The 15,519-nt window shown below is 47.8% G+C and carries 11 protein-coding genes; 6 read left to right on the forward strand and 5 right to left on the reverse strand.

The genetic code is table 11. From position 1 onward, the window contains the following. Positions 1-142: 142 nt before the first annotated feature. From QXJ75_00530 to speB, 4 genes are all read left to right on the forward strand, one after another. Complete coding sequence (locus QXJ75_00530) at positions 143-1,249, forward strand: CorA family divalent cation transporter (GenBank protein ID MEM3736567.1); 1,107 nt, start codon at positions 143-145, stop codon at positions 1,247-1,249. A gap of 32 nt (positions 1,250-1,281) precedes the next feature. Next, the gene (locus QXJ75_00535) at positions 1,282-2,559 is read left to right on the forward strand and encodes a molybdopterin-binding protein (GenBank protein MEM3736568.1); all 1,278 of its coding nucleotides are present in this window, start codon (positions 1,282-1,284) and stop codon (positions 2,557-2,559) included. Then, positions 2,556-4,547 carry a molybdopterin biosynthesis protein gene (locus QXJ75_00540; GenBank protein MEM3736569.1) on the forward strand — a complete coding sequence of 664 codons (1,992 nt, stop codon included), beginning with the start codon at positions 2,556-2,558 and terminating at the stop codon, positions 4,545-4,547. Before QXJ75_00535 ends, QXJ75_00540 begins: the two co-directional genes overlap by 4 nt. Before the next feature lie 129 nt (positions 4,548-4,676). Further along, on the forward strand, positions 4,677-5,588 hold the full coding sequence (gene speB, locus QXJ75_00545; GenBank protein MEM3736570.1) for an agmatinase: 912 nt from the start codon (positions 4,677-4,679) through the stop codon (positions 5,586-5,588). A 76-nt stretch (positions 5,589-5,664) separates the two neighbouring features. Here the strand turns inward: speB and QXJ75_00550 are convergent, their stop codons facing one another. Continuing rightward, positions 5,665-7,005 carry an RsmB/NOP family class I SAM-dependent RNA methyltransferase gene (locus tag QXJ75_00550; GenBank protein MEM3736571.1) on the reverse strand — a complete coding sequence of 447 codons (1,341 nt, stop codon included), beginning with the start codon at positions 7,003-7,005 and terminating at the stop codon, positions 5,665-5,667. Positions 7,006-7,139: 134 nt separating this feature from the next. Continuing rightward, positions 7,140-9,071, reverse strand: a complete 1,932-nt coding sequence (acs, locus tag QXJ75_00555) for an acetate--CoA ligase (protein ID MEM3736572.1) — start codon at positions 9,069-9,071, stop codon at positions 7,140-7,142. Between the two features lie 287 nt (positions 9,072-9,358). On the opposite strand from acs, the gene QXJ75_00560 reads away from it, so the two are divergent. After that, complete coding sequence (locus QXJ75_00560) at positions 9,359-11,542, forward strand: CDC48 family AAA ATPase (protein MEM3736573.1); 2,184 nt, start codon at positions 9,359-9,361, stop codon at positions 11,540-11,542. Positions 11,543-11,559: 17 nt separating this feature from the next. Here QXJ75_00560 and QXJ75_00565 read toward each other — a convergent pair whose 3' ends face one another. Then, the gene (locus QXJ75_00565; protein ID MEM3736574.1) at positions 11,560-12,846 is read right to left on the reverse strand and encodes an SLC13 family permease; all 1,287 of its coding nucleotides are present in this window, start codon (positions 12,844-12,846) and stop codon (positions 11,560-11,562) included. A 229-nt stretch (positions 12,847-13,075) separates the two neighbouring features. Between QXJ75_00565 and QXJ75_00570 the strand changes: the two genes are divergently transcribed. After that, entirely contained in the window at positions 13,076-13,822 is a 747-nt protein-coding gene (locus QXJ75_00570) for an acyltransferase (GenBank protein MEM3736575.1), read from the forward strand. Here the strand turns inward: QXJ75_00570 and QXJ75_00575 are convergent. Together QXJ75_00575 and QXJ75_00580 are read right to left on the reverse strand one after the other, a co-directional pair. After that, positions 13,811-14,353 (reverse strand): Lrp/AsnC family transcriptional regulator, encoded by a 543-nt coding sequence (locus QXJ75_00575; GenBank protein MEM3736576.1) that lies wholly within the window; start codon positions 14,351-14,353, stop codon positions 13,811-13,813. The two genes, QXJ75_00570 and QXJ75_00575, sit on opposite strands and share 12 nt — an antisense overlap. Positions 14,354-14,372: 19 nt before the next feature. Next, the gene (locus tag QXJ75_00580; protein MEM3736577.1) at positions 14,373-15,500 is read right to left on the reverse strand and encodes an AAA family ATPase; all 1,128 of its coding nucleotides are present in this window, start codon (positions 15,498-15,500) and stop codon (positions 14,373-14,375) included. Positions 15,501-15,519: the final 19 nt, after the last annotated feature.

The following is a 15,519-nucleotide window of genomic DNA, read 5'->3' on the forward strand; positions in this document are numbered from 1 at the left end:
CACGATGCCCCAGATGTGGGCACGAATTTGAGATATAACATGTACTCAAAACTCTTAATTGAAGCAAGCCTGTTGCTATCCCGCTCTTTGGATAAACGTAAATTTATTGCTACCCGTCCCAAATAGTTTAGGGGTTGCGAATATGCTGAGGGCGGTTCTACTCCGTCAAGACAGGCTTGAAAAAATCGAACACATCTCCCAGAGCCAGCTTTCCTCTCTATCGGAGGCAGGTAATCTATGGCTCGACGGTTCTCCCTCCCCCCAAGAGAAGGAAATGCTCGTTAAGAAACTCGCCGTTTCGCCAGATATCTTTGAAGATTATAAAAGAGAGACGAAACCGCTCATGAAGACTAGCGAGGGATATAAGGTGCTGGTTCTTCAAGAGCTGTGTTACCTGGAGGAGTTACAAAGCTTCCCAGTGCTGGTTCTATTAGGTGATAAATTTCTTGTCACAGTACATGAGGGCTCAGAAGCCTGTGATGAAGTCTATGAAAACTTGGAAGATGAGATGAACCACTACGGCGTATACAGACTGGACGTTATACTCCACTTCATAATGGAACGCCTAGCCCAGCTATCTTTCCGCGTAGTTGAGAGATTAGAGGAGAAGAGTTGGGATGTCGAAGATGAACTCATCGGATCCAGCGAACTCGGAGCAGTCAGTAAAACAATTTCTCTTAGGAGAGAACTTGTAGCTGTTAACAAAGTCAACTATGGGCTGGCAGATATTCTGCTATCAACTCTGAGAGAGCTACCCCCCAGCCTCAGAGGTAGTAAGGTCAATGAACTCGTAGAGGAGGCTCATGATTCCCTTCTGAGGCAGATCGGAACTGTTAACGAACTTCGTGAGATTTTGGTTGAGTGTCTCGAGATCCACAACTCGAAAGCGACCGCTGCGATAGTTGCTTCCTCTTATCGGTCCAATGTCGAGATAAAGGATCTCACGATGGTGATGCTCTTTCTGACGGTAGTCGCAACCATATACTTATTCCCAAACACGGTCGCAACCGTGTTGGGGATAGCTAACCTAGGCGCCCGTCTAACCGTGGCTGAGATTCTCGTTATAATCGCTATCTCTGCAATCTTACCGACACTTTGGATACTGAGACAGAGGTGGGTAAAGAGACTTTTATCCAGCGGCTTTGAGATACCGGTTATACCCTTCATCCCATTCGTTGGAGTAGGAAAGAAGCACACAAAAGATAAGCATGAAAAGACTAGGAAAGAAGCTCAAGCGAGGCTGAGATAGAACCCGTCTAGGACCCTAAAGGTGGACGAACTTTGAGGGATGTTAGGGGAAAGGGATTCGCCAAACCGCTCAGAGTTAACGAAGCTTGGGATGTGTTCATGAGAGAGGCTAATCTAAAGCCTCTATCTCCCGAGGTGGTAGCACTCAGGGAGAGCTTGGGGAGGACTCTGGCTGATGATATACAAGCCGAGCTGGATATACCTCCTTTTGATCGGGCTGCTGTAGACGGGTATGCTGTTAGAGCCGAAGACACCTACGGAGCTTCTGCTGCAAGCCCTATAGTCCTAAACGTAGTAGGGGTTGAAGAGGTAGGAGGTGAAACGTCATTGCATGTTGGGGAAGGGGAGGCTGCTCGGATTTCTACAGGCGCTCCTATGCCGGTTGGGGCAGACTCTGTGGTTATGTACGAGTACACTAGTAGCATAGATGGGAGCAGAGTGGCGATCCAGAAGGCTACAGCCCCAGGCGATAATGTCTCGAAGAGAGGAGAGGATGTAAGGAAGGGGGAGACAGTCCTAAAGAGGGGGACGCTTTTGAAGCCATACGACCTCGGCATGCTGGCAGCTGCCGGAGTGACGAAAGTGAGCGTCATTAGGCGACCTAAGGTAGCAGTATTCTCGACTGGTAGTGAGTTAGTCGAGCCCGGCTGCAAACTGGGAGGTGGCAGAATCTTCGACGTTAACCGGTACACCCTTCAAGCATTAGTCAGGGAGATGGGGGGAGACCCCCTCGACTTTGGGATAGTACATGACAGCTTCAAACATGTAACGGCTACTATAGAGCGGGCGTTGGAGAAGGCAGATTTGGTTCTCGGTAGCGGGGGGACTTCCGCAGGTTCGAAGGACATACTGCCTAATGCCGTGAATTCGCTGGGGGAGCCTGGAATCATAGTTCACGGTGTATCTATAAAGCCTGGGAGACCAGTTGCATTGGCGGTCATCCGAGGTAAGCCAGTTGTCCTGCTTCCAGGTCTCCCCGTGGCGGCAGTGGTAGCTTTCTTAGTCTTTGTAAGGCGAATTTTAGCTGTAATGTTGGGGTCGCCGAGCTTAGGGTTGGGGGGTGGAACTGTTCAGGCCAGGATGATTAGGAGTGTAGCTTCAACTCCAGGTGTAAGAAGTTACGTGAGAGTAGATTTGGAGAAGAAGAGGAACGGCTATGTTGCCATCCCTATCATGGCTGGAGGCTCTGGAGTTATTTCGTCAATGACCAGGGCAAAGGGGATGGTGGTCATACCCGAGAATGTTGAGGGGCTGGCTGAGGGGGAGGAGGTAGAGGTAATCTTGTTGAGGCCCCTAGGTGAACCACTGTGAGCCGCAAGGTCTTCAGGAAACTCGCCTCAATCGAGGAGGCGTTAGAGACACTTGAAAGACACTTCAACCCACACCCGATAGGGAGCGAGAACACCTCCCTCGAGAGGGCTGCCGGGAGAGTTCTAGCTGAGCACATCGCGGCACCGATAAATATACCTCCTTTTGATCGGGCTGCTGTAGACGGGTATGCTGTTAGAGCCGAAGACACCTACGGAGCTGATGAGGGACGACCTAGAACTTTAAAGGTAGTTGGCAAGGTAGCCGCTGGGGATGAGCCCAAATTTGAGTTGGCTAGCGGGGAGGCTGTTGAGATCTCCACCGGCGCCCCTATCCCGATTGGGGCAAACGCAGTAGTGATGTTCGAACACACATGGCGAGAGAATGCTCACGTGAACATAAGTAAAGTGTCTACTCCCGGTGAGAACATAATCGCTGCAGGCTCCGACATCCCAGTGGGGGAGAGGATACTTAGAAGGGGAACCCTGCTGACATATAGAGAGACCGCCATCTTGGCGGCACTCGGAATAACTCATGTACCATGCTTCATTAAGCCAAAGGTTGCAGTCCTCTCCACAGGAGACGAACTCAAAAAGCCTGGGGAAAAATTAGATTACGGGCAAATATATGACGTGAACTCTAGGATGATCTGTGACGCCGTAACAAGCTGCGGCTGCGAACCTATCTTTATGGGTTTAGCTAAGGATGACTTTGCTGAGTTAACGCAGAAGGTATCTTCATCCCTCAAGCTTTGCGATGTAGTAGTAGTTTCTGGAGGCACCTCAGCTGGGTCAGAGGATCTGCTCTACAGGGTGACTGAAAACTTGGGTTCGCTAGGCGTGCTAGTTCACGGAATTGCTGTTAAGCCAGGAAAACCCACAATGATCGGCGTGGTGGCTGGGAAACCAGTCTTCGGTCTTCCTGGGTATCCAACATCAGCCATGATAACCTTCAAAATATTAGTCCAACCCACACTGAGGCGGATGGCTGGGTTGAAGGTTGAGGTGGAGTCCAAGACGGTTGATGCGAGAATTGGGGAAAAGATCTATTCAGTGGCTGGGTGCAGGGAGTACGTGCCGGTAAGCCTCACACTAGCTGAAACTGGGGGGTATGTTGCATATCCAGTCCTAGGCGGGTCTGGCATTATAACATCTATCTCGAAGGCGGATGGCATTGTAGAAGTTCCTGAAAGTGTAGTGATCCTCGAGCGTGGGGAGACAGTTAGAGTACAACTGTTCAGCTCCGAACTAAGACCTGCCAACTTGGTGATCGCCGGAAGCTACTGTGTGGGTGTGGATCTTATCTTGGATCTGATGCTTGAGAGTATGCCTGAGCTAAACCCGAGGGTGATTAATGTAGGTTTTTCTGGGGGTTTAGTGGCGTTAAGTAGAGGTGAGGCTGACATTGCAGGCGTTAATATTTTTAATCCTGACGCTGAAGAGTACAACCTACACTGTCTCAAGCGTTACGGGCTAGCTGGGAAAATCATGCTCGTACGAGGTTATTTTCGAACTCAAGGGTTGCTACTCCGCAAGGGGAATCCAAAAAGTGTAAAGAGCTTAGAAGACCTCCTAGATGGGAAGGTTTCCATGATCAACCGTGAACCCGGCTCTGGAGCGCGGTTAATTCTTGATCACCTCCTTCAGAGGCTAGCTAACAGTAAGAGGTTGGATCTTAAAGAGGTAACATCCAAGATAATAGGCTACAGCATTGTGGCTAAGTCTGATATCGCTGTAGCTATGGCGGTTATGCGTGGTACGGCTGATGTAGGGCTTGCAACCGAAACCACCGCCAACCTGTACGGGCTGGACTTCATACCTCTAGCCAAAGAGAGCTACGACTTTGCAATACTAAAGGGACGGCTGACAAAACCAGCCGTGAAGCTATTCGTAGATACTTTAGGGTCGGAGTGGTTTAAGAGTGAACTGCCCCAGAAGTACCCGGGCCTCACCCCTACCGAGGAAACTGGCAAGATGATCCTTACAGCATAGAAACCCAGATGAAAGAGGCGTATGCCAAAATGTTGGGGCTTGCAGAACAGATCAGTATCACGCCAGAAAGGCTTATCAATGTTAAGCTTAATCTGAGCACTTCAGAGTAACAACGAAGTTGACGAACCAATGAAAACTCTAGGCAGTTGCATTAGGCCAGTTAAGGAGCCTTTCTCAGGGTATCAAACCCAGTTTAACGAGGCTTCTTACGTAATATTTGGAGTGCCATACGATAAGACCAGCACATATCGTCTAGGTTCAAGGCTAGGACCTAAGGCCGTGAGAAGAGCTTCCCTCAACATTGAAACTTACAGCCCAAGAACTGACTTGTACGTCGAAGATTTGAAGATGTGTGATTTAGGAAATGTTAAGGTAGCAGGTAGCTTAGACTGTGTCACAGAGGTAACCTCTAAGATCTTGGATGCTGGCAAGATGCCGGTTATCCTCGGCGGCGAGCACACACTCACATATTACGCCCTAAATGCGCTACCTAGAGATACAGCGTTAGTCTCCTTCGATGCTCATTACGACCTCAGGGATGAGTACAACGGTAGGAAAATCTCACACGCCACGGTAATGCGCCGAATAGTCGACAAATGCGGACCTGAGCGGATAATCTTTGCAGGCACAAGAGCTACCAGCAAAGAGGAGTTGAGCTTCGTTGAGAAGAATAAAATTCACAACATAACAGCTCACAAAATACTCCATGACGGCTGGCGTGAGGCGGCTGACTCGATTAAAGATTCTCTTCAAAAATTTTCCCGATATTATCTGACTCTTGATATGGATGTACTGGACCCAGCACATGCTCCAGAGGTTGGAAATCCTGAGCCTGAAGGGTTAGAAGTCACATCGCTCCTAAACATAATTCATGGTTTCTGCGATGAGAGGCTTGTGGGGTTCGACCTAGTCGAGGTTGCACCAAAGGGTGACTTCGGAATAACCGCAATCCAAGCGGCTAAGATTATCTTCGAGATACTCTGCTTCATAGAAGCTGTGACACGTAGAGCGTACGAAGATTTTCTTGCAAGCTTCCGCTAAGATTATCTTCGAGATACTCTGCTTCATATAAACTAGAAGGAAGACATGAGATAAGCTTGGAAATAAAAAGAAATATTTAGCCTTCCCTTCTAATCTTAGCTATGAAGCTGCCGTCCGAGTCGTGTAGATGAGGATAAATCCTTACACAGTTGTGGAGCTCTCTAAAGGCCGGCCTTCCCACACCTCTCACCTCCACTAATCTAAAGTCGGGCTTCAAACTTAGGAAATGCTCCAAAACCATCTCATTCTCCTCCACCGTAATGCTGGATGTAATATAAATCACGACGCCACCGACCTTGACGTGTCTAGAAAATTCCTCCAAGGCACCAACTTGCTGAGCCATATTTTTCTTGATATCTTCAGGTTTAACGCTCCATCTAATAGACGGCTCAGTCCCGAAGATGCCGGTTAAGCTTGAAGGAGGGTTGACAACTATAATATCGGCATCGATAGGGGCGGGTGAAGCTGTTTGAGTTTTAAGGCTGAGGGGTTTGGCTATTTTCACGCCAAGTCTCTTAATATCTCGCTCCAATGCTTTTGTCTTCTCAGGACGGGGCTCTGCATAGAGGATGACCCCACTGTTTTCCATCAGTTGAGCTAGGTGAGCAATCTTTGCTGCGCCGTCTGCAAACATGCCTAAGACTCTCATGCCTTTCTCTACGCCTGAAGCTGAGACAGCTAAATAGCTGCCTTTATCTTCGAGATAGAGGAGACCTTTCCTGTAAGCTTCAGTTCTCCATAGCAACCTACTCCCACCCGAAACAAGATGCAGGTGTAACATTTCAGGCATATGGCTGAGATTGATCCTCTCTCTGGTGAGCGCGGCGGTTATGGTTTCCTCGGACCCATGAAGTGTGTTTAGGTGGACGTAACTGGACACACCTTCAGCGGATTTCCGTAGTAGCCTCAATGCCTCTCGCCTTCCAAGGAGGCGGTAGCAGTACTTGACGAACCAGTCTGGATGAGAAGTCTCCAAGGCTGTCCTCTCAACATCGGCCAGACCTTCATAGATAGTAGCTGGCTCAAAAGTTAGAAGCCTGCCGAGAAACGCCTCCACCGGGTGTAGGGTTTTCCACCCCAAAATTTCCCTAGAAGCCTCAACTAGCTCTACACAACATTTACACGTCTGAGGCGAGAGTTTAGTTAAATAAGTGTAAATTCTAAGGAAACTTCTTACACCAGCTGTTACTTTGTGTAGAAGTTCAGAAGGGACGACAGTAGCCAGAATCCTCCCTATTACAGCCTCTCTCCTAAGTGTCTCTTGGACGAGAGCATTGGCTGAAGCGATAACTGCCTCATCCCTAATGCCTAGCTGCTTTGCCGCTCTCATGGTGGCATAAGAAAGTCCAATGCCGCTCAACTCGATCCAGCTTAAAGCCTCGATAGCCGTAGCCAAGGCATTAGGTTCTATAGTCAACTAGGTAACCCCAAAACTATAGAACCCAAAATATCAACATTAATCTTACCGCAAACCTAAGGTGCACATTTAATTAGTGTGCATATCTTCTAAAAAATGTCCTCTCTTTAAAAAAAGAAAAAGGTAGGTGCTACCTATCCTTCGGTTACTTTATTCTTTGCTTCTTCCACGGAGGTTTCATCCTCGAGGGTAGTTATATCTCCTATGCTCTCTCCCTTCTCGAGAGCGCGAAGCACCCTACGCATTATCTTACCACTTCTAGTCTTCGGCAGTTTTTCAACGAAGTATATCTCGTCGGGTACGGCTATCGGGCCTATCATAGTCTTTATCTGATCCTTGAGCTCCTTTCTAAGATCTGCCGTCGGCTCTACGCCTTTTTTAAGTATAACGAAAGCAACAGGCACTTCGTCCTTAATTTCATGAGGTCGCCCTATGACCGCAGCTTCACTAACCGCCTTATGTGCAACCAATGCGCTTTCAAGTTCAGCTGTTCCCAGTCTGTGTCCCGCGACCTTTAGGACGTCGTCGACCCTGCCTAGCAACCACAAGTATCCGTCGTCATCTTTCATCGCTCCATCTCCGGTAAGGTAGACGCATCTGTCTTTAAACGCGCTCCAATACCGCCTAATATACCCATCCGGATCCCTCCAGAGAGTCCGCAACATCGCGGGCCATGGTCTGGTTAAAATTAGCTTTCCACGCGTGTTAGGCGGCAGAGGTCTACCTTCGTCGTCTACGACTTCAGCTTTCACACTTGGGAATGGAAATGTCGCTGAGCCTGGCTTCAACTTTGTAACTCCAGGCAAAGGTGTTATAAGGATCATGCCTGTTTCAGTCTGCCACCAAGTGTCAACAATCGGGCAGTTGTCCTTACCGATATTTCTGTTATACCATCTCCATGCCTCAGGATTTATAGGCTCCCCAACCGTTCCGAGTAGCCTCAAAGTGCTCAAATCATGCTTTTTAACCCATTCTTCACCAAATCGCATAAATAGTCGAATCGCCGTGGGGGATGTATAGAAGATGCTAACACCGTAATGCTCAATTATACTCCACCACCGATCCGGGTGCGGGTAGTCGGGTGCTCCTTCGTACATCAACACAGTTGCGCCGTTTGAGAACGGGCCGTAAACGACATAACTATGACCTGTGACCCAACCTATATCGGCTGTACACCAAAATATGTCCTCATCTTTAAGGTCGAATACCCATTTAGTTGTGATGTGAGTGCCAACATTGTAGCCGCCGTGGACATGCATGACACCCTTCGGCTTGCCTGTTGTGCCCGAGGTATAAAGGATATAAAGTGGATGCTCGCTGTCAACTACCTCCGCATCACATTTCGGCTCCACACCATCTTGGAAATCATCCCACCAGATGTCCCGATCATCCATAATGTTAACATCATGCCCTGTTCTTCGCATCACGATGACATTTTGAACGCTTGGTGCAAGTTCAATCGCCTCATCAACAATTCGCTTGGTCTCAACGATCCTACCTCTTCTATAGAAACCATCCATTGTGATGACTAACTTGGCTTGAGCGTCATTTATTCTCTCCCGCAGTGCCGCGGCGGAGAACCCGCCGAAAACTACACTGTGAATTGCACCGATTCGGGCGCAGGCAAGCATTGCGACAGGTAGTTCTGGAACCATTCCCATGTAAATTGTAACTCTGTCACCTTTCGTTATTCCAAGCTGTTTTAGAGCGTTGGCGAACCGTAGTACCCTCCTGTAAAGTTCATAGTAGGTTATGATTCTTCTATCGCCGTCAGGCTCGCCCTGCCATATTAACGCGACCTTGTTCTTCCTCCACGTAGCTATATGCCTGTCGAGGCAGTTGTAGGATATGTTCAGTTTGCCGCCGACGAACCATTTGTAGAAAGGCGCGTTGGTGTCATCTAGTACTTTCTCGTATGGCGTAAACCAGTTGACTTCTTTTTTGGCAATCTCATCCCAAAAAGAGATGTAGTCCTTCTCAGCCTTCTCGTATACGACACAGTTGTTTATCCACGCGTGAGCTTTGAAATGTTGCCTCGGCTCATAGATTTCTCCCACTCTGAGCATTTATCATATCCCCAACCTTTAGATAAGTCTGCCGAGCTAATTATACGCATAAAAATCCGATGACAACTTTATTAGTCATGGTTGTGATAAACCTGTTAGTAGAGGAATAATCTCTCCTTTCTCATACTTGTTCTTTCGCAGATGCCGGCTTGTTCACATAGACTCGTAGGTTTTCGTTTGTGGCTAGGTTTCTCAGGGTGCGAGGTAGATAGGCCCTTTGGGAAAGGTTTTTATATATCTTTTAGATACTAACTTTTAGTTACCAACGGTGTAGGTGAAACAAGAAAATGTCTTCAGTTATCATGCGTGTGGCAGAGGCGCTCCCACGCGATGTGGGGCGCGGCATAGCGAGGATAGACCCAAAAATTGCTGGCGAGCTTAAGCTTACATCCGGCGATGTGGTCGAGATTCTTGGAAAGCAGAAGACTGCGGCAATTTACTGGCCGGGATATCGTGAGGACTATGGAAAGTCCATAATTCGAATAGACGGATCCACTAGAAGCAACGCGAAGGTTAGCATAGATGACAAAGTAACTGTGAGAAAAGTTGAGGCGAAGCCTGCGGAGAAAGTGGCTCTTGCCCCTGCGGAGCCTCTGAGAATAATTGGCGGCGAAGAGTATGTGGGGCAACTAATTGAGGGGCGTGCGGTCTCGAGGGGAGATGTCATACCCATCAGCATTATGGGTAAAAGAATCGACTTAGTTGTATCTAGCTTCCAACCTGCATCCTCGGTTGTGGTTGTCACACCTGAAACGGAGATTACCTTAAGCGAAGAACCAGCTAAAACTACCAGGACCATACCTCGGGTCACTTATGAAGATATAGGCGGAATGAGAAACGAGATACGGAAAGTTCGAGAGATGATAGAGCTGCCCCTCCGTCACCCTGAACTCTTTGAGAGACTGGGCGTTGACGCACCTAAAGGAGTGCTGTTATATGGTCCACCAGGAACTGGCAAGACCCTTCTAGCTAGAGCAATAGCCAATGAGACCAATTCAAACTTTATCGCCATCAGCGGCCCCGAGATTATGAGCAAATTCTATGGAGAGAGTGAGGGTCGTCTAAGAGAGATCTTTAAAGAGGCAGAGGAGAACGCGCCCAGCATCATATTCATAGACGAGATCGACTCTATAGCGCCGAAGAGAGAGGAGGTTACGGGGGAAGTTGAAAGGCGAGTTGTCTCACAGCTTCTAGCTTTGATGGATGGTTTGGAGTCCAGAGGTAAGGTATTGGTAATTGGCGCTACTAACAGACCAAACTCACTAGATCCAGCTTTGAGGCGACCTGGCCGCTTCGATAGAGAGATCGAGATAGGAATACCGGACCGTGAGGGTAGGATGGAGATTCTGCAAGTTCACACACGTGGCATGCCTCTCTCCGAGGATGTGGATATTGGAAAGTTGGCGGACGTCACTCACGGCTTTGTAGGGGCTGACTTGGAGGCGCTATGTAAAGAGGCTGCAATGAGGGCACTGCGAAGGATACTACCTGAGATAAATCTAGAGGAAGGAAGTATCCCAACCGAGACCTTGAACAGAATCACTATAACTATGAGTGACTTCCAAGAGGCGTTGAAGGAAGTAGAACCCTCAGCCATGAGGGAGGTTCTGGTAGACGTTCCTAATGTGCATTGGGAGGATGTTGGTGGGTTGGAGGGTGTGAAACAGGAGCTTAGGGAGGCAGTAGAGTGGCCTCTTAAATATCCTGAGCTTTTCAAGTATGTTAGCGCAAAGCCACCTAAAGGCATATTACTCTACGGGCCGCCTGGGACAGGTAAAACACTCTTGGCCAAGGCTCTAGCTAACGAGAGTGAGTCCAACTTCATAAGTGTTAAGGGGCCTGAACTCTTATCAAAATGGGTTGGCGAATCCGAGAGGGCAGTGAGGGAAATTTTTAGAAAGGCAAAACAGGCAGCGCCTTGCATCATCTTCTTTGACGAGGTAGATGCACTAACTCCCTCACGTGGGTCAGGTTACGGCGATTCTCATGTCACTGAGCGTGTGATCAGCCAACTCCTAACAGAGCTGGATGGAGTAGAGGAGCTTAACAATGTCGTGATTATTGGAGCTACTAATAGGCCAGACCTCATCGACCCTGCGTTACTTAGACCTGGCAGATTTGACAGGCTACTCTACGTACCTCCACCTAACCGTGAGGCAAGGCTAGAGATACTGAAAATTCACACTAGAGGGAAGCCCTTAGCTGAGGATGTTGATCTCGGCAAGTTAGCCTCTCAGACAGAGGGTCTAACTGGCGCAGATCTAGCAGCTCTCGTCAATACAGCTACCATGCTGGCGATAAGGGAGCATATGAGTAAGTACAAGGGAGAGGAAGCTAAACAGAAGGTTAAAGAACTCAAAGTCTACGCTAAGCATTTCGACGAGGCGTTAAAACTTAGATCCTCCACCACCCACGGGGGCAGCTACACAACGGTGGAGGCTGGCAATATCTCCCAGAAGATACTAGCCTAACATTTTTTTGGAGCCTCTTATAGGGCATAGCGAAGAATCAAAAAAGTGTCAGCTAGGAGCAAGACCATGAGCGTTAAAGGTGCTGTAGTACGGAAATAAGATTTCCAACAGATGGGATGATTCATTCTGTTACAGATCGACAACCCTGCTATATTGGTAGCTGTGCCGAACGGGGTAGCGACCCCCCCAAAGCATACACCTAAAGAGAGAGCCCAAGCCAGAGGAGCTAACTCCAAACCGTCGTAGACGGCGATGCCTTGAATTACCGGAATGAAAGCCGTTGCCAAGGCGACATTATCCACGAAAATTGAGAGAACTGCAGCTAGCAGGAATACTACTGTTATGGCGATTACTAGGTTCTCCCCAGTTACGCTCGATATAGCAGTTGCAACTAGGTTTAGAACTCCTGTGTTCTTCAGCCCCCCTACCACTACGAAAAGCCCACCGAAGAACAATAATATACTCCAATCAACCTTCTTAATAATGCCGAAGGAGCCACGTAGGTCGAAGGCTAAGATTAGAGTAGCTGCAAAGATAGCAGCCATGGCTGCGGATATCCCTACAATCTCTTGGATGGCAAGCAGAGTCACGGCGAGGAAGAAAGCGAGCACGCTAACTTTGAGAAGTCTCCAATCGAGGATAGCGTCTTTAGGTTTATGTGTCAACCTATATTTGTGTATAGGATGCTTCATCAAACCTTCTTTTAGGTAACCTCGGTTGATAACACCTAGAGCGGCCAAGATTAGCACTAAGACGCTGTAGGAGATGGGGCCTGTGTTCGCGAGAAAGTCTGTTAAGGAATAACCTAGCGAGGTTCCAATGACGACGTTGGTAGGGTCGCTCATCATCGTCGCGCTGCCGCCAATATTTGCGGCGAAGATTTCAGCCATAATGAAAGGGGTTGGATTGATCTCTAACCCGTCCAATATCTCTATGGTCATGGTAGCCATCACTAGAATAACTGTAACTGCGTCTAGGAATGAGGAGAGACCCCCTGTGATGAGTGGCAGCGTGAAGAACATTAGTACGGGGTGGTGATCGACTGTCTTTGCAATATGTAACCCGACCCACCTGAAGAAACCTGCCAGTTTAAGTGCTGTCACTATTATGAACATCCCTGCCAGCAGCCCGAGGCTCTCCCAGTTAATGAAGGATAGAACAATATCACTAGGCACAACCCCGGTGGCTACAACTAGTACGGCGCCTATTACAGCAGCAAGAGTTTTATTGACTTTTCCAGATAAAATAAGCGAGTAAGAGAAGATGAAGATACTGATAGCCGTTAGCTGCATAATTTCAAACATTTACAACACTCAAGCAACAAATTATGTAGACTTAGCAAGGTCTTTGATAAAAAAATTAAAAGCTGATAGAAAAACCATGAATACGTCTTAGTCTAAGATGCCTCAACCATTTATTTCACGAAATAGTTTAACTTCCTTTCTCCGCTAGCTCAATTTTTATCTGTTTATGCCTAAAAATCTCTTTGCGAAGCAAAAAACTATATGTCTGAAGCTGGGACGCAGGTAGTATATGAGTGAAACCGCACCCGCCTACTATCTCTCGCCTAGAGCTTCTATAGGACAAGGAGTCCTTCTGGAAGGTTATAATGTCATATTAGGTTCGACCACAATAGGAGAGAACAGCATAATCGGCTACCAGACAATAATAGGTTTCCCCACCAAGGGTAAGCTCAGTTTAATAGATAAGACAGCTAAAAAACCAAGCAAACCAGCATTTTCGCAGTATGACGAGATAAGTGAAGGTGCAACCATTCATGCAAATTGCGTCCTCCGCAGCTTTAACGTAATCTACGAAGGTGTAAAGCTAGGTAGACGCGTCGAGACCGGCCATAACGTGATGATCCGTGAAGGTGCAGTTATTGGAGATGGGACTATGATCGGCTCAGGCAGTCTTATCGAGGGAGGAGGAGTAGAGATAGGGGTTGGGGTGAGCATTCAATCCGCAGTATTTATCTCTGCACCAATAATGATCGGAGATAATGTATTCATAGGGCCGCGGGCGTGCTTCATAAACGATAAATACCCTCAAAGCAAGGTGAGGAGGAAGACTGTTGTTGAAGATGGAGCTGTCATAGGTGCGAACGCAATTATAGGCGCGGGCGTGAAGATAGGGGAAGAAGCTGTTGTGGCGGCTGGCTCGGTGGTTACTAAAACTGTCCCACCCAGAGTGGTTGTCAAAGGTATACCTGCGCGGCGTTACATGACAAGGAGACAATTCGAGACGAAAAAGAGAGAATACGAGAAGTTATCTATCTAAAACATAGGCTATGTCGCCGTTGGATGCAGCTGCGGGTTTATTGGGGCTTCGTCCAGTTTGACCGTTCCTCTCGGTTAAGTTCTGAAGGAAGCATCCTTGCAGCCAGTCTTGGTAAACTTTGACTATCGGGGAAGTGGCTTCGATGTTAATGTCAAGTTTCCTAATCCGCGATATGATTTCGTTTATCTCTGTTTTATTCTTGCCTAAAATAAAGATCATCAAACCCGGATCTCCTAATGTGCTGAATAATCTAAAGATCTGAGGTATGCTTGCTATTTCCTTAATTAGGTCGTCCCGCTCGGTGAAGCCTGGGAAATTCGCACTCACACAGATGTGTTCACTCAAACCAAGTTTCTCCAGATCTAAGAGCACAGTATACTTCTTTATAATCCCTGCCTGCTCCATTCTTCTAACTCGATAGGCGACTACGTTTGGGTGTATGGATAGGTTTTTACCGATATCCGTGAATGGAACTTTCGAATTCTCCACCAACTCGGCTAGAATTCTTAAGTCAACATCATCGATAGACAAGGGCGAGGAGCCTCCAGTATTATAGAGCCTTAAATTCCTCGAACCACCTAGTGTAGGACTTTATAACTTCTTGGGAGACACTCGGCTTTCTCTCTCGTAATATTTCCATGAAGTCGGACATTTTAATCTCGCGAGGTTGCGCCCTACACTTGCCGGCGTCGTTCGACTCGAAGAATTCTCTGACAGTCTTTATGTGAACACTCTGAAAAATGTCGCGGATATCACTTCCAGAGTAGCCTTCCATCATCTTACTAAGTTCTACAAGATCCACATCCTGTGAACACCTCAAATTCTTGAGGTAAATTTTGAAGATCTCTAACCGAGATTGATGGTCTGGGAGTGGAACGTAGATCCTCTTCTGAAATCTCCGAATGAAGGGCAAGTCTAGAGCCCAGGGTTTGTTTGTAGCCCCGATCACATAGATGTGTTGTCTCTTATTTTTGTTTGAGACGTTGTCCATCTCTGTTAAGAATTGATTTCTCATTCTAGCCTCACCACCAACCTCTTCACTCCGCACCCCAACCAGCGAGTCGATCTCATCTATGAATATGATCGCTGGCTGGCCCCTCGCAGAAGCCTTCTCAGCAGATTCAAAGAGCTGAGCCACATTCTTCTCAGATTCGCCTAACCATTTGGACATGACTGAGGCTGCGTCAATACAGTAAAAAACGGCATCTATCTCCGTGGCGACCGCCGCAGCTAACAGCGTCTTGCCACAACCCGGCGGCCCGAAGAGGAGTATGCCGGTTGGCCATCCTAGCGGAAAGAGGTCAGGTCTCTTAACTGGGTAGATTATCGACTCCTGAATCGCCCTTTTAGCGTCTTCAAGATCTGCTATATCGCCCCATTTAACGTTAGGCTTCTCGCTCAGAACTAGCTGTTCAAATTTGGCTGGGGGAGAGTGGTCGCTCAGCTCTTGCCTAGAAACTCCAGTCTTGAGTTCGTTTACCCGTTTTCTGTAGGCATCTATGCGTTCCATGTAGACACGATTCTGGGGCGCGTTAGGGTAAAGACTACAAAGCCGTAGAAGAACCTCGATTGCCTGCTGATATTTCGCGATAGCCATGGACTTAGAACCTTGGGTGTCAGAATTTATCGCCTCTCGGGCATACTTTACAGCAAACTGTTCAAGCTCGGTTGATGCCATCAAAGTACTTCTACCTCAA

The sequence above is a fragment of the Candidatus Bathyarchaeia archaeon genome, from assembly GCA_038883335.1.
In the GTDB taxonomy this organism is placed as follows: Archaea; Thermoproteota; Bathyarchaeia; order Hecatellales; family Hecatellaceae; genus JAVZMI01.

Bases quoted from the DNA above. Each gene is read 5' to 3' on its own strand.
- QXJ75_00530 (MEM3736567.1), top strand. From the start codon at position 143: ATGCTGAGGGCGGTTCTACTCCGTCAAGACAGGCTTGAAAAAATCGAA.
- speB (MEM3736570.1), top strand. From the start codon at position 4,677: ATGAAAACTCTAGGCAGTTGCATTAGGCCAGTTAAGGAGCCTTTCTCA.
- acs (MEM3736572.1), bottom strand. From the start codon at position 9,071: ATGCTCAGAGTGGGAGAAATCTATGAGCCGAGGCAACATTTCAAAGCT.
- QXJ75_00560 (MEM3736573.1), top strand. From the start codon at position 9,359: ATGTCTTCAGTTATCATGCGTGTGGCAGAGGCGCTCCCACGCGATGTG.
- QXJ75_00565 (MEM3736574.1), bottom strand. From the start codon at position 12,846: ATGTTTGAAATTATGCAGCTAACGGCTATCAGTATCTTCATCTTCTCT.
- QXJ75_00570 (MEM3736575.1), top strand. From the start codon at position 13,076: ATGAGTGAAACCGCACCCGCCTACTATCTCTCGCCTAGAGCTTCTATA.
- QXJ75_00580 (MEM3736577.1), bottom strand. From the start codon at position 15,500: ATGGCATCAACCGAGCTTGAACAGTTTGCTGTAAAGTATGCCCGAGAG.